Here is a 26,222-nt window from a genome sequence, read left to right as displayed (position 1 = left end):
GGTTCCAGGGTTACCTAAGGCGATGACTGCATCCGGTGCGGTCGGCGAATGGGCTTCTGTACGAAACCTCGGAGACATCTGCGTCGCGATGTCGGTGGCTGCATTGAAGTTCGGTTGATCCGTAGTTGTTGAATTTGCGACTGAGTATCATTAGTACTGTGCGGGCAAGATCGTAACTCCGCTCGCGCAAGGGCTGCCGCAATGACGATTGAACAGGTTGATCCGATCTCGGACAGCCAAGCCGGTGCGGTGGAACCGGACGTACCGCAGCAGGTCCTGGAGATGGTGACGGCCGGCGGTCCGGTGGTGGCCGTCCTGGCGGCCATGTCGGTGGTCGCGCTGGCGATCATCCTGGTCAAGTTGTGGCAGTTCGCGATGAGCCGGGTTGGCGACCGAACCACGGCGCGTCGGGCGCTCGCCTTGCACCGGGCTGGCCGATCGATCGAAGCGATCGATGCCGCGGCCCGGTCGTGCAACCCGGTGGCCCAGGTGGTTGCCTGCGCCGTTCGCGGAACCCTGTACCGGGACCTGCCGGCCGCGATGGTCCGGGAGGAGGTGGCCCGCTTGGCTACCGACCGGATCGAAGACCTGCGCTCGTACTTCCGGCCGCTCGAGGTCATCGCCAGCGTGGCGCCGCTGCTCGGGCTGTTCGGCACCGTTCTCGGCATGATCGAGGCGTTCCGCCAGCTCGAGCAGGCGGGGTCGCAGGTCGATCCCTCCATCCTGTCGGGCGGTATCTGGGAAGCGTTGCTGACGACTGCTGTCGGCCTTGCTGTCGCGATCCCGGTTGTCGGCATCCTGGCTTGGCTGGAACGGATCGTCGATCGCCTGACTCATGAGATGGAGAATGTCGTCACCCAGGTTTTCACCCGCGACCTGACCATCGAACCCGTCCTCACCGAGCATGCCGTGGAGCCCCGCCATGACGTCGCCCGCCTGCGTCCGGCGGCCCTTGTGGCCGATCGTTAAGGTTCGCCGCCGACGCTCGCTGATCAGCCTGACGCCGCTGATCGACGTGGTCTTCATTCTGCTGGTGTTCTTCATGCTGGCGTCGAGCTTTCTCGACTGGCGGTCGATTACGTTGAGCGCCCCGTCGGCGGGTGCCGCGTCGGCCTCAATGGAGGGTGCCGTACTGGTAGAGATCCGGACTGCCGGCCTGCGCCTGTCGGGCCGTCCCATCGATCTTGACGGGCTGGAGGCATCCATCCGAACTCGGATGGCCGAGAAGCCGGGCCAGGCAGTGTTCGTGAAGACGGCGGCCGGCGTTCCTCTGCAGCAGGCGGTCGCGGTGCTGGACCGGCTGTCGGCGGCCGGCGTGCGCAACCTGTCGCTGATCCGGGACCAGGCACGATGAGGCTTGCACACCTGCACAGGACTCGCGCAGCCAACGAGGACGATCGCGTTCTGCCGCTGATCAACGTGGTTTTCCTGCTGCTGATCTTCTTCATGGTGGTCGGCAGCCTGTCCGCCACCGATCCGTTTGCGATCGCGCCGCCGCAGTCAAGCAACGGCGAACCCGGTGACCCCAAGGACATTGTCCTCCTCATCGGAACCGACGGCCGGTTGGCTTTGGACGGCCGGGTCCTGGAGGCCGCGTCACTGAAATCGGCGATGACCGAGCGGTTGGTGGATGCCCCCGCTCAGGAAGTCCATGTCAAGGCGGACGGTGCGGCGGCGGCGACGGAGGTCGTCGGGGTCATGGAGACCTTGCGTGCCGCCGGGGTGGAGCGGGTCCGATTGATGACCGTTCCGGGCGGCGTGCAATGACGCTTGGCGGCAGGCACTGGCTGGCGGCTGGGGGCGTGGCGCTCGGGCTCCACATTATGGCTGCTGCGTGGATCGTCCAGAATGACCCGTCACCCGCAGTGGCCGCCGGTGGCGGCGGCAGCCTGCAGGTCATGCTGTCGCCGAGCGCCGGCCCGTCCGCGGCTGAGGCCCCGACCGGGCCGCGGCAGGACGCGGTGAAGGCGGTGTCCGCGCCGACGGTCGAACCGTCTCCGACGACGGTAGAACCTGTGACGCCGCCGGTACCGCAGGTGGTGGAACCCCCGAAGCCGGAAACGGTCGCCGAGACGGTGCCGGCCGCCCAGCCACCGGAGCCGATCAAGCCGGAAGCCAATGATCCGGTGACGCCGGCGGTGGTGAAAACGCCTGCACCGGTGGTTCAGCCCGTGCCGGTGCCGGCGGCCGAAATGGTGGAAGCGCGCGATGCCGTCGTACCGCCGACACCGCTACCCAGGCCCGAAGCGCCCAAGCGGACCGCTGCCAAGCCGGCACCGCCACGGCCGATGACCGAGCAGCCCAGCCAAGTGGCCGAAGCGCCAGCCGCCGCCGCTGTCTCGGCCGCATCAGACACCCAATCGCACAACGGCGGCGGTGTCGCTGGTGGTCAGCCGGCGCGCAGCGCCGACCACGGGACTCCGTCGCCAACGGCCGCCACCGCCGGCGGGGCTGCCGACTACATGAGCCAGCTGCGCGATTGGCTGGAACGCCACAAGGAGTACCCGCACCGGGCCCGCCAGCGACGGATCGAAGGCACGGCACTGCTGGTGTTCGTGATGGACCGCAGCGGCAGGGTGCTGTCGCATCATATCGAGCGCAGCGCCGGCGACCGGTCGCTGGACCACGCGGTCGAACGGATGATCCAGCGGGCGCAGCCGTTGCCTGGTGTCCCGGCGTCGTTCCAGCAGGCCAGACTGGAGATCCGGGTGCCGGTCCAGTTCATGCTGCGGTAGGGACGCCGCCGCTTGCTGGAGTGCAGGCCCGTTTGTAGTCTCCCCGCGGCGCGCGATCGCGCCTGGGGAACGCCGACATGCATCCGCCGCGGACCATCGCGATCATCGGAACGCTGGACACCAAGGCCCAGGAACTTGGTTTCCTGAGATCCGTGGTCGAGGCGCGCGGCCATCGCGCGCTGATGGTCGACCTGTCGGTGCGCGGGGAGCACGGCGGGGCCGACATCTCCCGCCAGGAGGTGGCGGCACGGGCCGGCGGCGGGGTCGATGAACTGATTGCCGCCGGGGATCGTGGAGCGGCCCTCGACCGGGTGTCGTCCGGTGCTGTGGCCCTGGTCAAGGACTTGCTGGCCCAGGGCCGCATCGACGGTGCGGTGGCGATCGGCGGCGGCTCGGGGTCGGCGGTCACCAGCGCGCCGCTGCGCGCGCTGCCCTTCGGGTTTCCAAAGGTGCTCGTGTCGACCAAGGGCGCAGGAGACGTCTCTGCATTCGTCGGCACCCGCGACATCGCCGTGCTGTTCTCGGTCACCGATGTGATGGGATTGAACCCGATACTGCGCCGGGTGCTGCGCAACGCCGCCAACGCGGTGTGTGGCATGGTCGAGGGCGGCGCTGATGAGGTGCGACAGGCGGACGGCGCGGTAGTCGCGATCACCGCGTTCGGCGTGACCACTCCGGCGGCAGAGCGCTGTCGGCGTCTGCTGCTCGAATCGGGCTGCCAGGTCATGGTGTTCCACGCCAGCGGCACCGGCGGGCGGGCTATGGAAGAATTGATTGAGGCGGGTGAGATCGACGCCGTTCTTGACCTGACGACGACCGAATTGGCCGACGAGTTGTGCGGCGGCGCTCTGAGCGCCGGGCCGGCGCGGCTGGAGGCCGCGGGGCGGCGGGGCATTCCGCAGGTCGTGGTTCCGGGTGCGCTCGACATGGTGAATTTCGGACCGGTCGCCACGATACCCCCGGCGCTGCGCGACCGCCGGCTGCACCGACACAACGCCGGAACCACGCTGATGCGTACCACCCGCGACGAGAACGCCGAGCTCGGCCGCATCGTGGCGGGCAAGTTGGCAGGCGCTACCGGGCCGACGGAACTGGTCCTGCCGCTCGGCGGGATCTCGGAGTACGGCCGGCCGGACGGTCCGTTCCACGATCCCGAGGCCGATCGCGCCTTCTTTGAGTCGGTGAGCGCTGCCTATGACGGCCCGATCGTCCGGTCACCCGACCACATCAACGACCCGCCGTTCGCCGAGCTGGTGGTGGCGCGGCTCCTGACGTTGATGGCATCCATTCGACCGGCGGCGGTCGCCGGCTGATCTCATCCAGACCCAGGCGAGGAAACCCAATGGCCCGCAGATACCACCGGGACGACGTTTGCGCCCGTGTCGCTGAGGTGATTGCTGCCGGCGATCCCATCGTCACGGCCGGCGCCGGTACCGGTCTTTCGGCCAAGTGCGCCGAGATCGGCGGTGCCGACCTGATCGTGGTCTACAACTCCGGCTGGTTCCGCATGAACGGCCATGCGTCGATCGCGGGGTACCTGCCCTTCGGCAACGCCAACGACATCGTCCTGGAGATGGGACGCCGCCAGATCCTGCCGGCGGTCGACGCGATCCCGGTGATCGCCGGCATCTGCGCCACCGACCCGACCCGCGACATCGACCAACTGCTGGAAGAGGTGCGCGCCGTCGGCTACGCCGGGGTCATCAATTTCCCGACCGTCGGGCGCATCGACGGGGTGTTCCGCCGAGATCTCGAGTCGGTGGGGCTGGGCTTTGCCAAGGAAGCCGAGATGATCACCCGGGCGCGGGCGGCGGGCCTCTACACACTGTCGTACGTATTCTCGCCCGATGATGCCCGGATGATGGCCAAGGCTGGCGTCGACATGCTGGTGCCGCATGTCGGCCTGACCGCCGGCGGGACCATCGGTTCCACCAATGCTCTCGGCCTCGATGATGCAGCCGACAAGGTCCAAGCGATGATCGAGGCGGCCTGCGAGATCAATCCGGAGATCGTGACCCTGGCGCATGGCGGGCCGATCGCTACGCCCCAGGACGTCGACTACGTGCTGGGGCGCACGGACGCCCACGGCTTCGTGGGCGCGTCCAGCATGGAGCGGCTGCCGGTCGAGAAGGCGATCATCGACGTGACCCGGCAGTTCAAGGCGGCCAAGCCGCGCAAGGCACGCTGATCGGAGCGCCTCAGCGGCGCGGCATGGTCGGTTCCGGCGCCGAGCGGGCCTGGGCAGCCAGGCGCACCGGGGCATTGGCGGCGCCGAAGCCCTGATAGGCCTTGCGCTGGACGATCTCGAAGAAGAACCGGTCGGCAAACGTGCGGGTGTAGATCTGGAAGTACTCGCCGTCGCCGTCCCGGTCGTACAGCACGTCGTGGTCGCGCAGGTCGGCAACCAGCGACGGGTCGAGCCCGAAGCGCACGTCGACATCGTCGTAGTAATTGTCGGAGATCGGCAGCGGGGCCAACCCGTGGGCTTTCATGCGCCGGACCGTCTCGAAGATGTCGTCGGTCGCGAAGGCGATGTGCTGGGTGCCGGACCCGAAGAACTCCGAACGGAAACGCCCGGACTGGGTCTTGGCGCTCTGCGAGCTGTTGAGGACCAGCCGGACGGCGCCGTCGGCCGCCTGCAGCGCCTGGCTCTGCACCAGTCCCCCCGGATCGGTGATGTCGACCTGCGGGGCCTTCTCCAAATCCAGCAGCGCTGTGTAGGTCAGCAGCGCCGACAGCATTTCCTCGTAGCTCATCGACTGGGCGAGGTGGTCGACGCGGGTAAGGCCGATGCCGTCGGTGGGCGGTTCCGCCGCATCCGACAGGTCGAAATCCACCGACCAGATGTCGCCGAGCGGACCCTGCGGCTCGACGAAATAGATCAGGCTGCCGCCGACCCCGCGGATTGCCGGGATCTTCAACTCGCCGGGGCCGACCGCCTCGGCGAACGACGGCACCAACAGGTGGTCCGCCCTTTCCATGGCGCCGGCCACGTCCGATACCTTGAGCGCCATGGCGCAGACTGAGGGACCATGGACGATGTAGGACGAATGGGCGAAGCCCTCCTTGTCGGTGTTGACGACCAGATTGACGTCGCCCTGTCGCCAGAGTTCGACTGCCTTTGAGCGATGCTTGCCAGCCCGGTGGAAGCCCAGTCCGGCGAGCAGCGCCGTCAATTCCTCCGCAGTGTCCTCGTCCACGGCGAACTCGATGAACTCTACACCCAGACCCGCGGGTCGGGCCGGCATGGCCGGCTTGCGGCGCTTTGGGTTCGTGGTTGACCGGGCGACCTGGTCGATCAGGTGGAGCAGGCCGCGCTTGCCGTCGGTCGCGACCTGGCGGGCCGAGCCGGCCCGAAACTGGTCGTTGAAGATCTCCAGCGACAGCATGCCGTCGTAACCGGTGGCGTCGAGCGCCTGCATGAACCCGACCAGCGGCAGGTCGCCCTGGCCCGGCATGCAGCGGAAGTGTCGGCTGAGCTGCAGCAGGTCCATGTCGACCTTCGGTGCGTCGGCGATCTGGACCAGCACGATGCGGTCGCCGGGAATCGAGCGGATGCTGTCCACCGGCACGCCACGAGCGATGGTGTGGTAGCTGTCGAGGATCAGGCCGATGTTCGGATGATCGGCCCGGCGCACCACCTCCCAGGCGTCGCGGTGGTCGCTGATGTGGCGACCCCAGGCCAGTGCCTCGAAACCCACGGTCAGGCCGCGTTTCTTGGCCCGCTCGCCAAGCTCCCGGAAATCGTCGGCCGCCCGGTCAATACCGCCCAGCGAGCCTGGCGACACGTTGCTGCACACCAGCATCAGCTTGGTGCCGAGTTCCTCCATGATGTCGAACTTGCGTTCAGCGCGGGCGAAGGTCCGTGTTCGCTCGGCGTCCGGCATCCCTTCGAAGTCGCGGAACGGCTGGAAGGCGACGCAGATCAGGCCGAGATCGGCGATCATCCGGCCAACGTCGCGCGGCCCGCCGTCGAAGGTCAGGAAGTCGTTCTCGAAGATCTCGACGCCGTCGAACCCGGCCGCCGCGATCGCGGTCAGCTTCTCCTCCAGATCGCCGCTCAGCGATACCGTCGCGATCGAGGTCTTCATGGCTTCCTACCTCCGTGCGGTTTCGCGCCATCGGCCGAGACGGGTCCGTGCCGTGGCCCAGGCCGGTGTCTGGCTCGCCAGCAACAGTATCACCGACAGCGTCAGGACCAGCGTCAGCGGATTGGCGACCATTTCCCAAGCGAACATGACCGGGTCATCCCGCACCGACAGCATGGCGCGCCGGTACGACACATCCATCAACGGTCCCAGGATCACCCCGAGGATGACGGGGCCAACCTGGTAGCCGTACATCTTCATGAAGTAGCCGAGCACGCCGAACGCCAGCATCCAGTAGATGTCGATCACGCTGTTCTGGATCGCGTAGGTGCCGACCACCGACAGCACGATGATCAGTGGGATCAGGATCGACCGCGGGCACTCGACCATCTTGGCGAACACCCGGATGCCGGTCAGTCCGAAGATCAGGGTGAATATGTTGGCGAGCGTCAGGTTGCCGACCGTGAACCAGAACAGGTGCGGCGTCTCGATCATCAGCATCGGCCCAGGCTTCAGACCGTGGATGAACAGCGCGCCGATGATCACGGCGGTCACCGCGTCGCCGGGCAGACCGAGGGTGAGCATCGGGATATAGGCGCCGCCGATCGCCGCGTTGTTGGCGGTTTCCGGGGCGACCAGGCCCTCATAGGCGCCCTGGCCGAACGGACGCGACGGCTTCTTCACGCTGCGCTTGGCGTGGTCGTAGGCCATCAGGGCCGCGATGTCGCCGCCGGTACCGGGCAGGGCGCCCACCACGACGCCGATGACCGACGATCGGATCGACAAGGGGATGTACTTCTTGACGACGTCCCAGCCGGGAACGATCCGGTCGACCTTCTGGCGTACCGGCGTGGCGTGCAGGTGGTGGAGTTGGACCAGCGCCTCGGCGACCCCGAAGAAGCCGATCATGGCGGCGACGTAGGGAATGCCGCCGAGCAGCGACACCTGGCCGAAGGTAAATCGTCCCTCGGCGGTCATCGGATCGAGGCCGACCATGCCGATCAGCACGCCCAGCGCACCGGCGAACACGCCCTTGGCCAGGGATTCGCCGGACAGGGCGCCGACCAGCAGGATGCCGATGATCGCCAGCAGCAGGTAGTCGCGCGGCGCAAACATCAGCGCGAATTCCGAGATTGCAGGAGCTGCGAGGGCCAGGGCAATCACGCCTGTGATCCCGCCGATCACCGACATCACTGTGCTCACCCCGATGGCACGGCCGGCCTCGCCGCGTTGGGCCAGGGGGAAGCCGTCGATCGCGGTGGCGATGGCGCTCGGTGCGCCGGGGATGTTCAGCAGGATTGCCGTGCGCGATCCGCCGTAGACGCCGCCGCAGAATACTCCGCCCATCAGGGCAAGCGCGTCGTTGACGTCCCAGGCGAAGGTGAACGAGATCAGGATCGACACGGCCATGGTGACCGACAGGCCGGGGATCGCGCCGATATAGACCCCGGCCAGCGTTCCGGCGGCGGTCAGGGCCAGCAGGGACGGGTCGAGCCAGCTCATCAGGAAGTACGAAAGGGTGGAACCTTCCATCACAGCCACTCGGCTTCCGGCAGCACGACCTGGAACACCAGTCGGAAGACCGCATAGATCGCCGCCAGGGCGCCCGCGCTGATGACCGCCGCGCGCACCGGGCGTCCGCCCTGCAGGATCAGGATGCTGGCGAACAGAAATCCGCCTGCAGCGACGACGAACCCGGCCGGTTCCATCATCAGCATCAGCGCCACGATCAGCGCCACCATGATCAGCAGCACCGGCGGCGTGACACGCCTGTAGAACGCCATCGGTCCGGAGCCGGACGGTGTAGGCAGCTTCCGTTCCTGGAGGAGAGTCACCACCAGTGATCCCACCATGACCAGGGCGGCCAGCATCGGGAATACGCCGGGTGAGCTGACCGAGGAGAATCCGGAAATCCGGTAGGCTTGGTAGAGAACGAACAGGCTGAACGCCAACAGCACCAGCGAGAACGCCCGCTCGCCGGGGAGCCTTGGACGTGCTTCGGTCATCGGACCTCCTCCGTCGCGAAGAGAAAGGGCGGCTCCGGAGCCGGAGCCGCCCATCCTGACGTTACGGCTTGGGAATGCCGAATTTTTCCGGGGAAGCCTTCGTGGCCTCGGCCGCGTGCAGCACCCAGGTCGTGGTCGACTGCCACTTCTTCAGGAACGCGTCGGCCTCGTCGCCGGCAATGTTCATCATGATGTTGCCGCGGCCTTCCATCAGCTCGACGAACTTCGGCGTGGCGGCACCCTGTTTGAACGCCTCGACGAGCTTCGCCTTGGCGGCGTCGGGTACGTCGCGGCTGACGAACACGCCGTAGAACGGACCCCACGGCAGGTACTTACCAAAGCCGGGGAAGTCGGCGGTGATCGGCGGCACGCCCGGCAGGGCCGCGATCTCGGTGTTGTTCACCACCGCGAGTACGCGGACCCGCCCGGCCTTGATGTGCTCGGACGCGGCGCTCAGGCCGGCCGGCATGAAGTCGACGTGGCCGCCGAGCAGGGCGGTGATGCCCGGACCTTCGCCGTCGAACGGCACCGAGGTCACCTTGAAATCGGTTACCGTCTTGACCAGCGCGCCGACCACGTGCGGCAGGCCGCCCGGCCCGGTCGAGCCCATCTTGATCTCGCCCGGCCGCTTCTGGGCGTCGGCGACCAGATCCTTCATCGACTTCCAGGGCGTGTCGTTGTTGGCGACGATCACGGCGATGCCACGCGCCAGGACGTTGACCGGGTAGAAGTCGGCGTAGTCGGTCTGGGCGATCTCCAGAACCTTGTGGAGTTGCGGATTCTCCGCCCCGTACAGCAGTGTGTAGCCGTCAGCCGGCCGGCCGGCCACGAAGGCGGTGGAGATGGCGCCGGAGCCGCCGGACTTGTTGACCAGCACGATCTGCTGGCCCAGCAGCGGTTCGACCACCGGGGTGATGGCGCGCGCGACCGTGTCGGTGGCGCCGCCGGCGCCCCACATGATGACGCCCTGAAGATCCTTGGTCGGATAATCGGCGGCGTGCACGGCGGCGCCGGCCGAGATCATGGCCAGGGCGGCAGCCGCCCCCAGCAGAGTCGATTTCATTGGTGTTCCTCCCGCAGCGTGTTGTCCGGGTCGACTGTCGACCCGGTTTGCGACCGATCACGTCACGGGACGGTGCCACTCGCATCGGAGCAAGAGGAGTCCCGTTTTGGCGTGTCGGCTTGACCGCGAGCATCCACGACTTGGAAAGCTAACGTCAAATACGAATAAATACCGTGACATAACGTCAGGTTAATTCAATCGGCCGCTTCGGCTGACGTCGCGGCCTGCATTTCGGCGCGCAGCAGGGACACGAAGTTCTCGGCGTAGGTCGACAGCGGGCCGTCGTTGCGGTGCGCCGCGTAGGTTTGGAAGCCGGTGTCTTCCTCAATCTCAAGGCAGCGAATGCCGGGCATCTGGTTGTGGGCGACCGTGAACTGGTCGATCACAGCGATTCCAAGACCGGCTGCAACCAGGCTGCATACCGTCGAGCCGAACCGGGCGCGGATCGTGGTGTCGTAGGGCAGGCCCCGGCGGTCGAAGATCCGCGCCATGATCGAGCCGTAGGGATCGTTCGGATCGATGCCGACCAGCGGGTAGCGCACGATCTGCGCGGCCGAGACCGCTTCCTGTCCCGCAAGCTCATGCCCGTGTGGAACGATGCAGAGCAGGCGGCCGTGGACCAGCGGCTCGAAGGTGACGATCGGATGATCGAAGCGGTAGCTCATGGCCACCACCTCGCCCTTGCCGAGCAGCAGGTAGTCCACCGCGTCCTCGACCTTCAGGATGTTGATGTCGATCCGCAGTTGTGGGTACTGCCTCCGCAATCGTTCGATCGCGCGGGGCACCATCACGTTGGCGATGCTGGGGACTGAGCCGAGGCTGAGTTCCTTGGTTTCGCCACGCTTCATGCGGTCGATCGCCGCCTGCAGGTCCTCGACCTTCTTGTAGACCGTGTCGATCAGGTCGAAGACGTCGCGGGCTTCCGGGGTTGGGTCGTAGCGGCCGTGGCGGCGGATGAACAACCGGAACCCCAGGGTGTCCTCGGTATACCTCATCAGCCGGCTGATGCCCGGCGCTGAAACGTTCAGCAGGCGGGCCGCCCCGACAATGGTGCCGGTCACCATGACTGCACGGATCACCTCGATCTGCCGAAGGGTGATCATGGGGTTCCGCGCACCCGGACCCGGGCCTGGGCCGACAGACCCTCGGCGTCGATAACCGTCAGGGTGGCGAATCCCGGGCCGTCAGGCTGCCAGGCTGCGTCTCGGCGGTGCGGGGACGCCGGGATCGGCCGGCCGTCGATCAGCCAGACCAGCGGACGCTTCCCGCCTTTCGCCCGCAACGCGATCGGCCGTTCGCCCGGCCGCTCGATCTCACTGCCGTCGCGCGGATAGGCGATTGTGACGGGCGTGCCGCCGGGGAGGCGGTCACGCGGCGGGAAGTAGGCCAGCGCCGGCGGCAATGGCCGAAGCGATGGCGGTGTGTCGGATCCGGCCGGCATCGGTGCGGTCAGCCTCGTCGAGCCAGGCAGAATGTCGAATACCTCGAACAGCAACGGTGCGGCCGACCGGGCGCCGTAGTGGCCGGGTCGCGGCGTGCCGTCCGGACGTCCGACCCAGACCCCGACCACCCGGTTGCCGGCCACGCCGATCGCCCAGGCATCCCGGAACCCGTAGGACGTGCCGGTCTTCCAGGCTATCGGGCCACCGCGCCGGCGGGTTGCATGGACCGGGTGCGGTGCCTCCTCCAGAATGCGCGCCACTACCCACGATGCCCCGGCCGATAGCAGCGGGCGGGAGTCTGTGCGATTGACCTGGTCGGCACTAATGACCAACGGCCGGACCCGACCGTCGCCGGACAGGCCGGTGTACAGGCTGACCAGATCCTCCAGAGTGGTTCCGACGCCACCCAGGATGACGGCAAGGCCGGGATGATCGGTCGCGTGTGGCAGTTCCAGCCGGGCGTCGGTTGCGCGCAGCCGATTCACGAAGCGAGCGGGTCCATAGCGGTCGAGAATTGCCACTGCCGGCACATTGAGTGACTGGCGCAGTGCGTCGGCGGCTGGAAGTTCGCCGATGTGCACCGGCGCGAAATTGGCGGGGGCGTAGCCGGAAATCCGCTGCGGCGCATCGGTGACGATGCTGCGCGGGTCGAGGAACCCATCGTCGAAGGCGAGGCCGTACAGGAACGGCTTCAGGGTCGAGCCGGGCGAGCGCATGGCCCGGGTCATGTCGATCTGTCCGGCGCGTCGGGCGTTGAAGAAGTCGGGCGAGCCGAGATGGGCAAGCACGGCCCCGTTCGTCGCGTCGGCAACCACCACCGCGATCCCGGCGTCCGGCTCCAGCGTCTCGGCCCAGTGGGCGGCCATGCCCTCGATCCGGCGCTGTAGGTCACCGTCGACTGGGGTGGCAACGCTGGCGGTTCCGGATGCCGCCGCCAGGGCGATGCGCCGGGTCAGGTGCGGCGCGTGCATCGGCATCGGGCGGCGGATGGTCGGGATCGGATCGACCGATGCCTCGGCGGCGTGGCTGGCGGTGATCGCGCCGGCGTCGGCGGCGCGCAGCAGGATTCGGTTGCGGGCGGCGCGCGCAGCTTGCGGATGGCGGTCCGGGCGCAGCCGCTCGGGCGCCTGGGGGATTGCGACCAGCAGTGCCGCCTCGGCCGGGGTCAGGGCAACCGGCTCCTTGCCGAGATAGGCGAGGGACGCGGCGCGCACTCCCTCCAGGTTGCCGCCGAACGGCGCAAGCGTGAGGTAGAGCGCCAGGATCTCACGCTTGCCGAGGCGGCGCTCCAGGATCAATGCCCTCGCTGCCTCGACAGCCTTTGCGCCGAGGGTGCGCGGCCGCGGGTCGAGCAGCCGGACGGTCTGCATGGTCAGGGTGGACGCACCGGAAACCACCCGTCCGGCGCCGATCATCTGTCCGACGGCACGGACGACGGCCAGCGGATCGACACCGATGTGGGCGTTGAACCGCTGGTCCTCGATTGCGATCAGCATCGCTTGGTAGCCGGGGTCGATCCGATCGAGATCGGCCGGCAGGCGCCACGACTCGTCGGCCGACAGGAAGACCCGGAGTGCCCGGCCGTCACGGTCGGTGACGGTCAGCGACGGATCGATCGCCCGCTCCAGTGGCCGAACCAGCCAGCCCCCGGCCGCCGGCACCGCCGCTATCCCAGCGATGACGGTGAGCACGGTTGCGAGCAGGCAGGCCCGGCGTGGGGTCATATCGCGACCGCTACCTCGGTGCCGACGGCGCGATGGTCAGGCTTCCGACCTTCCCGCGGGCAAACCGGTAGGGCTGGTACATGTCCTCCACATACGCGGGCGGTTGCACGAAGGTGCCACGGGTCACCGCCCGCACGATGTAGGCGGCGGTGAAACTGTTGCGCTCGGCGTCCAGGTCGTATGCGGCGATGAACCGGTCATCGCGCATCTCGACATGCCGGGCGACGGTCAGTTGCGGCAGCCAGGCGAAGTCGCTGACGTCGCCGCCGTTGCGCAGCCGGGTGTTCTCGATCTCCAACCCGGCCGGCAACAGGTCGACGACCAGGCCCTGGTGCGGCTCGGCGGAATCGTTGGTGCCGGTGACGATCACCACGTAGCGCTGCCCTTGAACCAGCGTCGCACCCTCAAGTACGGCGGCACCATCCAGCGAGCGGATCGTGCGTTCGACGGTCAGGCCTTGGGATTCTGCGGGCAGCGGGTCGGTTGGAACGCCCGATGTTGAGATCTCGATCCGCAGACTCTGCCCGCCGCGATTGGCGATCGGGTAGCCGATATTGAGCTCCTCGGGCGTCGGGAAGACGGCGATCGGGCGGGTCTGCGGGCCGATCAGCTTGCCGTCGATCTCGGCGGTGGCGGCCTGCTGGCGGGCGATCATCGCCTTGGCGGCCAGCACCATCCAGCTCATTTCCTGGGTGCTGAGCCAGCGCCGTCGCGCTGCCATGTCGGCCACCTGATCGGCCAGCGTGCCGATGGCCGCGGGGTCGCTGCCGGTGTCGGCCATCACGGTCAGCCGCAGCGCGGCGTCTCGGAGCCGGGTGCCGTAGTCGTGGCGCCACCAGCCGCGCGGCGGGACTTCAGTTTCGGCGAGCAGAAGCTTGGCCCGCTCGGCTTCGCCCAAAAGGGTGAGCGTCGCCGCCAGATGACCTCGGGCGCCGTAGGGCAGGCGGTTCGCCCGATTGTCGGCCAGGTAGCGCGCGGCACCCGCCACATCGGTCCGCCCGGCCTTGGCCAGCACGTACAGCGCGTAGGGACGCGCGACCGAGGCTGCGTTCCACTCGGGATCGTCGACGATCCGGGTCTTCAGCCAGTCGAGGCCGAGGCTGTAGGCCCCGTTGGGCATGGTGTAGCCGGCGGTCCGCGCCCGGGTCAGGAAGTCGAGGGCATAGGCGGACAGCCACGGCTCCGCCTCGCCATAGGCGTCCCACAGCGCGAACGCACCGTCGGAGCGCTGCATGTCCAGGACCCGCCAGATCGCCTTCTGCACGCGCTCGCGCAGCGCCTTGGTGTCCTCGTCCAGTCCGGCATAGGCGGCGAGATCGTCGACGTACAGCAGTGGCATGGCAGTGCTGACCGACTGTTCCAGGCAGCCGTACGGGTAGCGGTACAGCCGGTCGATCAGGTGCGGCAGATCGAAGGTCGGCGCCGTACCCAGAGTGACGCCGGTGCGCACCGTTTCGGATCGGAAGTTGGCGGACACCGACGGGTCGAGCCGCAGGATGCTGCCCGGGGCCAGCCAGACGGTGCGGCGCTCGGTCTGCACGGCTTGCGCCGGGCGGACGGTGAGCGCGAAGCGTCGCTCGATCACAAGGTCGCCGGGACCATTGAGCGACAGCATGACCCGGGTGACGCCGGTGCCGGTGGCCTCCAGCCGTACCGACCGTTCGGCCTTGCCGCCGGTTGCCAGGGTGACGGTCTGGTCGCCGCCGTCACGGATCGCCGCAGCCCCGTCGGCCTTGACGCTAATCCGGTAATCGCCGGTCGCGCCGGTCAGGTTGTGCAGTTCCAATGTGAGCTCGGCGCTGTCACCGGGTGCCAGGAACCGCGGACGCGACAGCTCCGCCACCACCGGCGGCCGGACCGGCAGGGGTGCCTCGGCATGCCCGACCTTGTCGTCGGAGAACGCCACGGCCATCAGCCGCAGCTCGCCGTTGAAGTCAGGGATGTCGAGCGGGATGTCGACCCGTCCGTCCGGGCCGACTGTTACCAGGCCGGAGAACAACGCCATGGTCTCGTAGCTGTCCTCGGCCAGCCCCGCGTTGTTGCGTCCCATCGCGTCGCCGCCGGAACGCACGGCACCCATGCGATCGTAACCACCGTCGATCAGCCGGCCATACAGGTCGCGCAGGTCGATCGGCAGGGCGCGCTTGCCGAAAAAATGGGCTTCCGGATTCGGGGTTTCGAAACCGGTGAGGGCCAGCACGCCGCGGTCGACCGCCGCCAGGGTGACCCAGGCCCGTTCGCCGGCGGCGAGGCCGGATACCGTTACCGGGACGGACAGCCGCCGCTCGGGCCGGACCTCGTCGGGAGCCAGGATCGCCACGTCCAGGGTCCGCGCGCTGCGGTCGAATTCCAGCCAGGCGAGGCCGATCGCGCGGCCCGGGGATGGCGGGGCGTCGGTCGCCGCGCCGCCCGGGCGGCCCGGCCGCAGCAGGGTCACGGCGACATAGGCACCGGCGGCACCCCAGCTGTCGTCGGCGGTAAGGCTGAACTCGACGCCGCCGGCCGGCACGGTAATGCGCCGGGTCTCCAGCACGCCGCGGCCGAGCACCGTGACCAGCGCCTCGCCGGCGTAGGGCGGATCAATGAACACCTTCGCCGTGTCGCCGGGGCGGTAGCGGGCCTGGTCGAGGGTGACCTTGACCTTGTCGGGCGCGGTGCCGGCGACCGGCCCGGCGCGCCAGCCGGCCTGGAACCGCACGCTGGAGGCGACGCCGGTGGCGGCGTCGTAGACCTCCAGCCGGTACCAGCCCCATTGCACCGGCAGCGACAGTGCTGACGGTCGGTCGGCGCCGGTCTGCAGGGTGCCGGTGTCGACCCGTCGGTTCTGCACCGATGTCTCGACTTCCCAGTTGCCGTTGGTGCGCACCCAATCGTAGTGCCAGATCTCGCGGATCAGTTCCCAGCCGAGTGCTTGGCCGGCAATCGGCTGGCCGTCGGGATCGAGGGCGATGATCTGGAACGGCGCGGTGCCGTCTTCGGCGACGGTGTCGTCGGCGAAGCCCGGGCGCACACCGATCGACAGAGGCTGGCTGCGGATCTTCAGGTCGAGCGAGCGCGTCACCCCGCGGCCGCCCGGCTCCAGCAATGTCGAATTGATCCGGGCCAGCAGCGGCAGGGTGGTATCGACGATCTCCGGCAGGGTGGCGTCGACGCTGGCGTTGCCGTCGCCGTCGGTGCGGACCTCCGCCAGTTCGGCGCGGGTTGCCGACCACTCCTCGGTGGCGAGCCCGAAGCGGTAGTCGGCCCAGTCGGGGAACGGCTCGGGGTCGACCGTAACCACTAGGTCGGACGTCACGCGCAGGTCAGCCGCCGGCGCGCCGAACAGGAAGCGGCCGCGCAATGCCACCGGAACCGTCTCGTCGGGCGCGATGGTGGCAGTCTCGGATGTCAGTTCCAGATCCAGGCGTTCCGGCACGAAATCCTCGACCGAGAACGGCATCTCGGCGACTGGTGCCGCCTTCGGGTCGGTGTACAGCAGGGCGGTCCACTGGCCGGTTGGCGCCGATTTCGGCAGTTCCAGGTCGGTGGCATAGGCGCCGCCGTCGCGTACCGGCAGGACCAGCCGGCGGAAGTCCTGGCCGTCAGGGCGGACCACCGCCAGGGTAACCGGGATGCCGGCGACCGTGCGCGCTTCGGCCGAGCGCAGCAGCGCCGCCATGTGCAGGGTCTCACCCGGCCGGTAGATGTCGCGGTCGGCCCACAGGAAGCCGTCCAGCGGCCCCGGCGGGGTGCGGCCGGAGACCCCACGGTCCGACAGGTCGAAGGCCGGGCCGGTCAGCTTCAGAACCGTGAAGTCCCGGTTCGGCCCGTAGGCCAGCAGCGCGGTCGCCTCGTTGCCGCCACGGCCGCGCAGCAGGCCGCCGGCGAACTCGACCCGGCCGTCGCCGTCGGTGTGGCCGCGCGCCAGCACCTTGTTGTTGCGGGCCAGCAGCACCGTCTCGACCCCGCCTACCGGGGTGGCGGTGTCGAGCGCGTTGACGAAGGCGGTCAGCCCGTCCTCGCCGGTGAAGGTGGTCAGGCCGAGGTTGGAGACCACAAGCCACTGGGTCGCGAGTGTGGTCCAGTCTTCCGACTGCTGGTCGGCGGCGTCGGCGATGGCTACGTGCACGCCCGGCACCGAGCGGTCGATCACCTGCTCGATCGGGATGCCGGTTCGGACCCGCGTGTTGCGCGGGCCGCGCGTGTCGACCGTGCCGCGCCAGACCTCCTCGCCGTCGAACTGGGCGATCTGCTCGGCCGACCAGCCGTTCAGGGATCGCGCGAAATCCCCTTCCGCCAGTTCTTCGATCAGGTTGCGGTCGACGATCCGCAGCACCCGCAGTCGCACCTTGTCGACATTGACGGTGGTCAGCGGTAGCGCGGTTTCGCCGGCCTGGGCCAGCACGTAGCCGCCGCCGGCGAAACCGACCGACGACGGGGCATCGGGCAGGTTGAGGGTGATGGTGCGCGCCGCTTCGGTGCGGCTGCCGTCTGCCGACGGAACCCCGGAGCGCAGGGTGACCGAGTAGGCGGAGCCCCAGCGCAGCCCGCCCAGGCACAGCGCGCCGTCCTGGACCCGCACGTCGATGTCGGCCTTCGGCGCGACCGCGACATAGTCCTCGGGGAAGCTGCCGGCCGGAAACGCCACCGGCTCGGAGAAATCCAGGCAGACCGAGGGCGTGCTGCCGTCCAGCAGGTAGCGCTCCTTGGCGAAGCTCATGCCGTCCGCCGCCGCTCCTCCCGGTCCTGCCAGGACGGTCGCGGCGAGCAGCAGCGACGCCAGTGCAATCGAACGGGCGCGGGCGAGCGGGGTCATGGCAGCCTCCGGCGGGTCGGGATGCGCGCTGCCGGCCCCATCCATCGGCCGGCAGCGCGCATCATCCACGGCATTCGTGGCGAAAGCATGCCCGGTTTATGGAGCGGGAGGAAAGGGCCGCTACTCCGGCAGCGTCACCGGGCCGATGCTGGGGTACAGGTCGCCGGGGCCGGGGTTCTCCGGCAGCGTGCGGCCGCCGAAATGGGTCATCACGCCCCACACCGCGTTGAGCGCGGTCTGCACCGCACCCTCGACCCAGGCCGGAGTCCAGGAGACATTGTCGCCGGCCAGAAACAGCCCGCGCTCGGCCGGCGGCAGGTCGGCCTGCATGAAGTGGCCGTACATGCGGTGATTGTAGCGGTAGTGGCCGGGCAGGGCGCCCTTGAAGGCGCCGAGGAAGTTTGGATCGGCCTCCCACGACACGGTGATCGGGTCGCCGATGATGTGCTCGCGCAGCTTCACGTCCGGATAGATCTTGGCCAGCGCGCCAAGCGCCAGGTCGACCCGCTTCTCCACCGGCAGCGGCAGCATCTTCAGCGCGTCGCTCATCCACGAATAGGTCAGGCAGATCACCCCCGGCTTGCCGGGGCCGTTGTCGAACAGGTAGGTGCCGCGGGTCAGCCGGTCGGTCAGGGTCATGCTCATGCGGTCGCGGCCGGTCGCCGGGTCCACGTCCTTCCAGAACGGCCGGTCGACCATTACGAAGGTCTTCGACGACTGCATGTAACGGGTGCGGTCGAGCGCCATCCACAGGCGGTGCGAGAACAGCGGCTCGTCGACCTCGATGGCGGTGGTCAGCAGCCAGGACTGGCAGGTCGCCACCACCGCGTCGAACGCCTGGGTGCGGCCCCAGCGGTCGGTCACCGCGAGCGCGCCGCCGGCGTGCCGGGCGATCCGGGTCACTCCCGGCCGCGGCGCGCCGGCGTGCAGCGACGCCAGCGTGGTGCCGCGCGGCCAGTGCACCATGCGATCCGGCGCGCGCCGCCACAGCCCCTGCGGCACCTGCTCGACCCCGCCGACGATCAGCCGCTGGCTGTCGTCGCATCCGGTCAGCACGACCCGAAGGATCTCCAGCATCGAGTTCGGGAAGTCGCTGTCCCAGCCGCCGGTGCCGAAGCCGACCTGGCCGAACACCTCGCGGTGCCGGAACGGCAGGGCGCGGAACGCCGAGGACGAGGCGACGAAATCGTAGAAGGTCCGCTCGTCCCACAGCGGCACCAGGGCGTTCCAGATCTCCTTCAGGCGCGGCACGTCGCGGGCCTGCAGGGCGGCGCGCAGGTCGCCGAAGCGCGCGCCTTCCTCCAGAGCGGCGTCCCAGGCGCGCGCCACCTCGCGGAACATCGCCGGCAGGTCGTCCAGCGTGCGGGCGTAGTGGGTCTCGCCCTCCAGGTCGATCACCGTGCTGCCGGCAGCCGGGGTCAGCGGGTTCGGGAACGGCTGCGAGTCCAGCCCCAGCCGGTCGGCGTACTGCCAGAACGCGGTGGACGACTCCGGAAAGCGCATGCCGCCCAGTTCGGCGACGATGCCGTCGGCCCCCTCAAACGGCTGCGAGCGCAGGCGGCCGCCGAGTTGACCGGATTCGTACACCACCGGCCGCAGGCCAAGCTTCATCAGCTCGTAGGCCACGATCAGCCCGGAGATCCCGGCCCCGATCACCGCGACCTCGGCGCCGTGCCGATCGGCGGGGATGCGGCCCAGCCCGGCCGGGTGGGCCAGCCAGTCGTCGAACGCGAACGGGAAGTCCGGCCCGAACACCGTGACCGGGCCGGGCGCGCCGTCGCGCGGGTCGGCGGGCACGCTCATGCGGGTCCTCCCAGTGGGCGGTACAGCTCCGGTCGGCGGTCGTGCAGATAGGTGACCCTGCTGCGTGCCGCATCCAGGCGCGCCCGGTCCAACTTGGCGACCAGCAGCGTCTCCTCCGTGGCCCCGGTGCGCGCCAGGTCCGTGCCGTCCGGCGCCACCACGCAGCTCAGCCCGCAATAGGTGAAGCCGGCTTCGCGGCCGACATAGTTGGCGTAGGCAACGAACAGGGTGTTCTCCTCGGCCCGCGCCGGCACCAGCCGGGTCGAGACACTCTCGAACGGCGTCATGTTGGCGGTCGGCACCAGCGCGACCTCGGCCCCGGCCAGCGCCAGACCGCGCGCCACCTCCGGGAACTCGATGTCGTAGCAGATCGCGAAGCCGACCTTGAACCCACCGAACTCCACGACCGGCGAGAGCGCATCACCGGCGCGGAACTGCGCGCGGTCGACCTCGCCGAACAGATGGGTCTTGCGGGTGTTGGCGAGCCGCGCGCCGTCGGCGCCGATCAGTTGGACCGCGTTGTAGACGGCACCGTCGGCGCCGCGCTCGGGATAGCCGTAGAGGACGGCGATGCCGTGGGAGCGGCAGATCGCGGCGATGGCTTCGGCAGCCGGGCCGTCAGCCGGCTCGGCGAGGCGGGCGACGGTGTCGGCGCCGATGGCGTAGCCGGTCAGAAACATCTCAGGGGTGAGCAGGAGTGCCGCGCCGGATGCGGCGGCATCGGCGGCGAACGCGCCAAGCCGGGCGAGGCCGGCGGCGGTGTCGGGCGCACCCGGCGGGCATTGGAGAAGAGCAATCCGCATGGACGCCGTTTTAGCGCGGGCGCGTCAGTGACGGTAGGGGGAGACATTTGCCCGAGCGCCCGTGAGTTGGGGGGGGCTCCGCTCAAGCCTTGACCAGATTCGAACGGAGGGCGCGGCGGCGCGTCTTACTGCAGCGTGTACGAACCCAACTCGCAGAGGTCGAGGCCGTAGTCCTCGAGTCTCTGGCCGTCGGCGAACTCGGTGAGGATGTCGTAGACACAGGTCGAGCGGCCGTCGGCGATCTGGATGCCGAGCTCATTTCCGGACGGCAGGAAGCCGCCGGCGATCAGGTTCTCTTCCCAGGAGCCGGTGCCGGCGTGCGAGACATGGAACGCCACCACGTCGGAGTTGCTGCTGTTGATCAGCGTGAAATCAAGGTCTTCGGCGACTGCGGCGCCGATAGTCGTTACGGCCAGCGCAAGCGCCAGCGCAATAATTCTCGCCATGATGTATCCCCTCGTTGTCTGACATCATCCGGCAAATCGCCAAGGGATGATCAGTCCTCCCACCAAACAAGCCAGGGTAACCCGATCCGGTAGGATCGGAGAATCCATTCGAGCATTGTTCGGAGCTAGGTGGAGCCGAACGACGACTGAGAGTCTGCTGGTGCCGGCAGCAGGATCGCTGCCCGAAACGGTGCGGTGCCGTACCAGCCCATACGGTCGAGATCGGCGGCCGGGACCGGCACGTCGAACTTATCGGTGTCGGTCTCGCCGTCCTCGGGCTCGATCCACGGGTCGTCGACGGCGTAGATGGCGCCGTCCGGGCCGTGGGTGACGCCGTGCACCAGGATCCAGTGCGGGATGGTGCAGCCGTTGAACACGATCTGGTCGATCAACACGATGGCGACGCCGCCACCAACCAGGGTCTCCGTCAGGTCGGCGTGGGTCCAGGCGCGGATCTCGGTGCCAATGCCGCGGGCGCGGGCCTCCTCGCGGAACTCGTCCTGCACGAACACCATCAGGTCGCGCCGGTAGGCGTCGGTCGCCCAGCCCGTCAGGAACGGCCCCTCGGTCGAGGCGACCACCCGGGCCGTCAGGCCGCGCCGGGCGGCGGCGCAGGCGACGCCGAACGGGTCGCAGCCGCCGGGTCCGGATGGGGCATGCACGGTGGTCGCCTCGCGCCACAGCGCCACCTCGGTGCGGCGGTCGACCGGGGCAGCCGGATCGAACCGGCGGTGCGCCAGCATCACCGCCACCGGCCCGCAGGTGAAGCCGGTGGTCTGGCCGAAATACGGCAGGGTCCGGTCGGGCGTGCTGCCGTCCAGCCGCCGCTCCAGCCGCCACACCGGGCGTCCCGGCTGGGCGGCGTGCACCGCCGGGTCGACCGCGCCGAAGCCGGCGGCGGCCAAGGCGGCGACGGCCGGGTCGCCTTCCGGCAACTCGGCTCGCACCACACTGCAGCCGCGTTCGGTGGCAGCCGCGAGGAAGGCGTCGACCGCCGGAGCCTCCGCTGGAGCCGGGCCATCGATCGTCAGGATGCGGGCGAGCCGGGTACCGGGCCGTGCCTCTCCGGAGATGGTCACGCCGTCGACGGTCACCGACAGGCGGTTGGCGCGGGCCTCGGCCGAATGGGTGATGCTGTCCATACCGCGCCCTCAGGCCGTCGTGTCGAGGCCGAGGCCGCGGGTCGGATCGGCGAAGCCGCCTGCGAGGCCACGCAGTTCGATCGCCAGCCCCTCGATCTCCCGGCCGGCCTTGCCCCGCGCGTCGGCGGCTTCCGGGTCGAGCAGGCGCTCGAACCGTTCGGCCTTGGCCACGGTCTTGCGGATCGCGTCCAGCAGGTCGGCTGCCTGCAGCAGCAACTGGCGGGTGCCTTCTCGGCCGCTCCGCGCGTCGTCGCGGCGTTCCCCGATGCGTTCAGCCGCGCGCCCGGCCACCTCGTCGACTGGGACCGGTGCTCCAGGCGCGGCGTCCTCGATGCGATCCGTCGGCAAGGCTGGCTCGGTTGAGCCGGTGTTTGCCGATGCTGCGGCCTCGGCCGAGCCGTTGGCCGCATCGGGAGCCGGAGGCTGCACATCTCCGGAGGCGGCATCCGCTCCGGCGGCGGCCGGCTGTGCCGGTGGTCCGGCCGGTACCGCGAAGGCCGGCACGCCGCGGCGATCCGCCGGAGCCAGCCCGCGTTCCGCCTCGGCCAGCGCGCGGGCCAGTTTAGCGATCTGCCGGGCCAGGTCCTGCAGGGCGTCGGCGCCGCTGCGCAGGTCGCCGACGCCGTTCAGCTTGCGCGCCACCGCGATCAGTCGGTTCAGTTCCTGGCTCAACGCGTCGCGCCGGGCGGTGCGGGACCGGTCAGCGGCCTTCTCGGCGCGCGCCACGGCGGCGGATGCTTCGGGATCGGACTGGGCTTTCGGGTACTTCGCAGGCGACGAGGGGCCGGCAGGACGCGGCGCACCGGCTTCCGGCCTGCGGGCGACTGCACCGGCTGCCAGCGGGCTCGCCGCGGGGATCGACGCGCCGGTAATGCGCATGGGGCCCACCTCCACCCGGCGTTTTGCCGGATGCAACAGCTTGCCGCCGGGGTCGGCCGGGGGCAAGGCCTTCGAATCGCCGTCGCCTCGACCCCGACGATCACGCCATCCGTGGTGCCAGTTCGTCGCGGATGATGTCCGCTAGCGCGTCGCAGGCCGGACGGTGTGAGGCGGCGCTGCGGACCAGCACCACCTCGAGGTTCTCGATCGGCGGCATGCCGTGACGCTGGTCGAGGATTGCGACGCCCGGCGGCACCGAGCAGCGCGCCAGGGCGGCGACCGCCAGGCCAGCCTCGACCATGGCCAGCAGTCCGAGCAGGCTGGGGCTGGAATGGGCTGCCCGATAGACGATCCCGCCGCGCTCCAGCGCCTGCACGGCCCGCACCCGTGCCGGGCTGTGCGGCTCGTACAGCGCTACCGGCAGCGGCGACCGGTTGGTCAACTCGGCGTCCGGCGACGCCACCCAGACCATCGGCTCGACCCGGATCAGGTCGCCGGTCACCCCACGGGTTCGAGACACGAAGGCGAGGTCGATGCTGCCGTCGTCGAGCGCCGGCAACAGGAGGGTGGTCTGCTGGCACACGACCTCGACTTCGACCTTGGGGAACAGCAGGCCGAACCGGCGCAGCGGTCCGGGCAGCAGCGACAGCGCGTAGTCATCGGGGGCAGCGACCACCACCCGGCCGGCGATGTCCGGCCGGCGCACCGCCTCGACCGCCTCGTCGTGCAACCGGATCAGCCGGCGCGCATAGCCCAGCAGGATCTCGGCGTCGGCGGTCGGGCGGATGTTGCGGGTGTCGCGCTCGAACAGCCGGTGGCCCAGCGTTTCCTCCAGTTTGCGGATCTGCATCGACACCGCCGCCGGCGAACGGTGCACCGCCTGCGCCGCCTTGGCGAAGCTCAGGGTGTCGACCGCCGCCACGAAGGTGCGCAGCAGATCGAGATCGAGGCGCGGATCCATTTCATCAGAATTTCAAACTAATAAGATTAGTTCAATTCGTTTGTCTGAATTGATGGCGTGCCGATGATCGCGGGGATTGTTGTCGCGGAGTTCGCCATGCCGACCATGCTTCTTTCACCGACGCGCCGCTCGATCGTTGAACTGGCGGCCGGCAATCTTCTGCTCGGCACGCTCGGGGTGTTCGTCGTCGAGAGCGGGCAGGACGCGGTGTCCATCGTGTTCTACCGCTGCCTGATCGGTGCGCTGGCGCTGGGGTTGTACGGCCGATGGGCCGGGTGGCTGAGCCTGCGCGCGGCCAGCCGGGGAACGCTGCTGCTGGCGCTGCTGACCGGAGTGCTGATGGCCGGGAACTGGGTGCTGTTCACGGCGGCGCTTGGCCGGGTCGGCATCGCGCTCGCCACCATCGTGTTCCACGTCCAGCCGTTCCTGGTGCTGCTGATCGGCGCGTTCGTCTTCGGCGATCGGCTGACGGCGGTACGCCTGGCCTGGGTCGGCGTCGCATTCGCCGGGCTGGTCGCGGCGATCGGCCCGGAGGCGCTGCTGCACGGCGTGGACGACTCCTATCTCATCGGGATCGGCTGCGCCCTCGGCGGGGCGTTCCTGTATGCCTGGGTCACCCTGCTGGCCAAGCGGGTCACCAGCGTGCGGGCGCCGATGCTGACATTCATCCAGTGCCTGGTCGGGGTGCCGCTGCTGGCTCTGCTCGACCCGGTCTCGCCGCTGGTATTGAGCGGCGCACAGTGGGGCTGGCTCGCCGGGATCGGGCTGATCCACACCGGGCTGGTCTACGTGCTGATCTACGGCGCGCTGCCTGGCCTTGCCACTCCGGTGATCGCGGTGCTGACCTTCCTGTACCCGGCCAGCGCCGTGCTGGTGGACGCGGCAGTGTACGGACGGCTGATCGGCTTGCCGCAGGCCATCGGCCTGGCGTTGATCGTGCTGGCCAGCCTTGGCGTTACCCTGGGATGGTCGGGGTCCGGATCCCGGATCAACCGCGCCGGAATCAGTTCGGCATCACCCTGGCGATTGCCGCGCCCAGCAGTTCCACGCCAAGGTCGATCTCGGCGTCGGTGACGGTCAGCGGCGGGGCAATCCGCATGGTGCCGCCGGAACTGCCGGCCCGCACAATGTTGGCCGACAGGCCGACCTCCAGGGCGATGTCGGTGACTTCGTCGGAGATGGTGGCCGCCGCCTTGCCGTCGTGATCGGCGAACTCCAAACCCAGAAGCAGACCGCGCCCGCGGATGTCGCCAATGCAGGGATGGCGCCGCTGCAGATCGCGCAAGCCGGCGGTCAGCCGCGCGCCCGCCGATTGGGCGCGGGCGGCGAGGGCATCGCGCTGCACCACTTCCAGCACCTTCAGGCCGACGGCGGCCGGCAGCGGGTCGTTCACAGGGGTTGTGTAGAACAGGAAGTCGCGCGGCTCGGCCGCGGCGGCGATCGCCTCGGTGGTCATCACAGCCCACACCGGCAGGCCGGCGCCCAGCGTCTTCGACAGGGTCAGGATGTCCGGCACCACGCCGTCACGCTCGAACGCGAACATCTGGCCGGTGCGGCCGACACCGGTCTGCGCCTCGTCCAGGATCAGCAGCATGCCGCGGGCCTTGCAGTGGTCGTGCAGGGCCTTCAGGTACCCGGGTGGAAGATCGAGCACACCGCCGCTGCTCAGGATCGGCTCGGCGATGAAGGCGGCGAGGTTGCCGGTGCTCTGCCGGTCAAGCTGCTCGAAGGAGTCGTCCAGCTCCTGTCGCCAGTCGACGCCGGCGAAGCGTGGCCGGTAGGCGTTCGGCGCGGGGATGCCGAACGACCCGGCGGCCAGCGGCCCGATGCCGCGCCGACCGGCCTTGTAGGTGGCCGCCGCCGCACCGCCGGTCATGCCGTGCCAGGACTGGGTGAAGCCGACGATCTCCCACTTGCCGGTGACCAGCTTGGCCAGGCGGATTGCCGCTTCGTTGGCCTCGCCGCCGGTCGACAGCAGGATCACCTTCGGCAGGCTTGGTACCAGGGTCGCCAGCGCCTCGGCGAGGTCGACCACCGGAGCCGAGGCCATCGAGGAGAACAGGTGGTCGAGCCGGCCGACCATCTCGCGCACGGTGGCCACGATCTCCGGGTGGCAATGGCCAAGGATCGCGCTCATCTGGCCCGAGGTGAAATCCAGCACCCGTCGGCCGTTGGCGTCGTACAGGAACGCGCCCTCGGCCCGCTCCGGCACGAACGGCACGAAATCGCCGCCGTAGCGCAGCAGATGACGGTTGGCGCGGGTCCAGAAGGTGTCGTTGGCGCGGACGGCGGCGTCGTTCATCGAGCTCTCCTGCGGCAGGGGTGCGGCATCGGG

Annotated in this window: 21 protein-coding genes; 7 read left to right on the top strand and 14 right to left on the bottom strand. The window is 69.2% G+C overall.

Going from position 1 to position 26,222, the window contains the following annotated elements; translation table 11 throughout:
• Positions 1-201: 201 nt before the first annotated feature.
• The 6 genes from RIC54_RS02315 to RIC54_RS02290 all read left to right on the top strand — a co-directional run bounded on the left by RIC54_RS02315 (position 202) and on the right by RIC54_RS02290 (position 4,923).
• Complete coding sequence (locus tag RIC54_RS02315; protein ID WP_350095606.1) at positions 202-969, top strand: MotA/TolQ/ExbB proton channel family protein; 768 nt, start codon at positions 202-204, stop codon at positions 967-969.
• Positions 923-1,354 carry an ExbD/TolR family protein gene (locus RIC54_RS02310; RefSeq protein ID WP_350095604.1) on the top strand — a complete coding sequence of 144 codons (432 nt, stop codon included), beginning with the start codon at positions 923-925 and terminating at the stop codon, positions 1,352-1,354. The genes RIC54_RS02315 and RIC54_RS02310 overlap by 47 nt, the downstream gene beginning before the upstream one ends.
• Positions 1,351-1,767, top strand: a complete 417-nt coding sequence (locus RIC54_RS02305) for an ExbD/TolR family protein (protein ID WP_350095601.1) — start codon at positions 1,351-1,353, stop codon at positions 1,765-1,767. The genes RIC54_RS02310 and RIC54_RS02305 overlap by 4 nt, the downstream gene beginning before the upstream one ends.
• The gene (locus tag RIC54_RS02300; protein WP_350095598.1) at positions 1,764-2,735 is read left to right on the top strand and encodes a TonB family protein; all 972 of its coding nucleotides are present in this window, start codon (positions 1,764-1,766) and stop codon (positions 2,733-2,735) included. The genes RIC54_RS02305 and RIC54_RS02300 overlap by 4 nt, the downstream gene beginning before the upstream one ends.
• A 77-nt stretch (positions 2,736-2,812) precedes the next feature.
• Complete coding sequence (locus RIC54_RS02295; protein WP_350095595.1) at positions 2,813-4,048, top strand: Tm-1-like ATP-binding domain-containing protein; 1,236 nt, start codon at positions 2,813-2,815, stop codon at positions 4,046-4,048.
• Between the two features lie 29 nt (positions 4,049-4,077).
• The gene (locus RIC54_RS02290) at positions 4,078-4,923 is read left to right on the top strand and encodes a phosphoenolpyruvate hydrolase family protein (protein WP_350095592.1); all 846 of its coding nucleotides are present in this window, start codon (positions 4,078-4,080) and stop codon (positions 4,921-4,923) included.
• 10 nt (positions 4,924-4,933) lie between these two features.
• Here the strand turns inward: RIC54_RS02290 and RIC54_RS02285 are convergent, their stop codons facing one another.
• The 13 genes from RIC54_RS02285 to RIC54_RS02225 form a co-directional block, all read right to left on the bottom strand.
• A complete protein-coding gene (locus tag RIC54_RS02285) occupies positions 4,934-6,826 on the bottom strand; it encodes a bifunctional sugar phosphate isomerase/epimerase/4-hydroxyphenylpyruvate dioxygenase family protein (RefSeq protein WP_350095589.1) in 1,893 nt (630 codons plus the stop codon).
• Positions 6,827-6,832: 6 nt separating this feature from the next.
• Entirely contained in the window at positions 6,833-8,356 is a 1,524-nt protein-coding gene (locus tag RIC54_RS02280; RefSeq protein ID WP_350095586.1) for a tripartite tricarboxylate transporter permease, read from the bottom strand.
• Positions 8,356-8,829, bottom strand: a complete 474-nt coding sequence (locus RIC54_RS02275; RefSeq protein ID WP_350095583.1) for a tripartite tricarboxylate transporter TctB family protein — start codon at positions 8,827-8,829, stop codon at positions 8,356-8,358. Before RIC54_RS02275 ends, RIC54_RS02280 begins: the two co-directional genes overlap by 1 nt.
• A 61-nt stretch (positions 8,830-8,890) precedes the next feature.
• Complete coding sequence (locus RIC54_RS02270; protein WP_350095580.1) at positions 8,891-9,892, bottom strand: tripartite tricarboxylate transporter substrate binding protein; 1,002 nt, start codon at positions 9,890-9,892, stop codon at positions 8,891-8,893.
• A gap of 194 nt (positions 9,893-10,086) precedes the next feature.
• Positions 10,087-10,995, bottom strand: coding sequence for a LysR family transcriptional regulator (locus RIC54_RS02265; RefSeq protein ID WP_350095578.1), 909 nt, complete (start codon positions 10,993-10,995; stop codon positions 10,087-10,089).
• Positions 10,992-13,058 (bottom strand): penicillin-binding protein 1C, encoded by a 2,067-nt coding sequence (gene pbpC / locus RIC54_RS02260; RefSeq protein WP_350095576.1) that lies wholly within the window; start codon positions 13,056-13,058, stop codon positions 10,992-10,994. Before pbpC ends, RIC54_RS02265 begins: the two co-directional genes overlap by 4 nt.
• A 10-nt stretch (positions 13,059-13,068) precedes the next feature.
• Complete coding sequence (locus RIC54_RS02255) at positions 13,069-17,853, bottom strand: alpha-2-macroglobulin family protein (RefSeq protein ID WP_350095574.1); 4,785 nt, start codon at positions 17,851-17,853, stop codon at positions 13,069-13,071.
• A gap of 120 nt (positions 17,854-17,973) precedes the next feature.
• A complete protein-coding gene (locus RIC54_RS02250) occupies positions 17,974-19,656 on the bottom strand; it encodes a flavin monoamine oxidase family protein (protein WP_350150472.1) in 1,683 nt (560 codons plus the stop codon).
• Positions 19,653-20,459, bottom strand: a complete 807-nt coding sequence (locus RIC54_RS02245; protein ID WP_350095568.1) for a carbon-nitrogen hydrolase family protein — start codon at positions 20,457-20,459, stop codon at positions 19,653-19,655. Before RIC54_RS02245 ends, RIC54_RS02250 begins: the two co-directional genes overlap by 4 nt.
• A gap of 125 nt (positions 20,460-20,584) precedes the next feature.
• Entirely contained in the window at positions 20,585-20,905 is a 321-nt protein-coding gene (locus RIC54_RS02240) for a hypothetical protein (RefSeq protein ID WP_350095565.1), read from the bottom strand.
• Between the two features lie 125 nt (positions 20,906-21,030).
• Positions 21,031-22,047 carry a peptidase C39 family protein gene (locus tag RIC54_RS02235; protein ID WP_350095562.1) on the bottom strand — a complete coding sequence of 339 codons (1,017 nt, stop codon included), beginning with the start codon at positions 22,045-22,047 and terminating at the stop codon, positions 21,031-21,033.
• Positions 22,048-22,056: 9 nt separating this feature from the next.
• Complete coding sequence (locus RIC54_RS02230; RefSeq protein ID WP_350095559.1) at positions 22,057-22,926, bottom strand: hypothetical protein; 870 nt, start codon at positions 22,924-22,926, stop codon at positions 22,057-22,059.
• A gap of 100 nt (positions 22,927-23,026) precedes the next feature.
• On the bottom strand, positions 23,027-23,887 hold the full coding sequence (locus RIC54_RS02225) for a LysR substrate-binding domain-containing protein (RefSeq protein WP_350095556.1): 861 nt from the start codon (positions 23,885-23,887) through the stop codon (positions 23,027-23,029).
• Between the two features lie 96 nt (positions 23,888-23,983).
• Here RIC54_RS02225 and RIC54_RS02220 point away from each other — a divergent pair, with 96 nt between their 5' ends.
• Positions 23,984-24,961, top strand: a complete 978-nt coding sequence (locus tag RIC54_RS02220; RefSeq protein WP_350095553.1) for a DMT family transporter — start codon at positions 23,984-23,986, stop codon at positions 24,959-24,961.
• On the opposite strand, the gene RIC54_RS02215 is transcribed toward RIC54_RS02220, so the two are convergent.
• Positions 24,891-26,189: an aspartate aminotransferase family protein gene (locus tag RIC54_RS02215; protein WP_350150470.1), complete on the bottom strand. Its 1,299-nt coding sequence runs from the start codon at positions 26,187-26,189 to the stop codon at positions 24,891-24,893. The two genes, RIC54_RS02220 and RIC54_RS02215, sit on opposite strands and share 71 nt — an antisense overlap.
• Positions 26,190-26,222 lie beyond the last annotated feature (33 nt).

This window comes from Thalassobaculum sp. (assembly GCF_040219215.1).
GTDB lineage: Bacteria > Pseudomonadota > Alphaproteobacteria > Thalassobaculales > Thalassobaculaceae > Thalassobaculum_A.
Note: the sequence above shows the minus strand (reverse complement) of the source record. Positions and strands in the feature narration are given on the sequence as shown.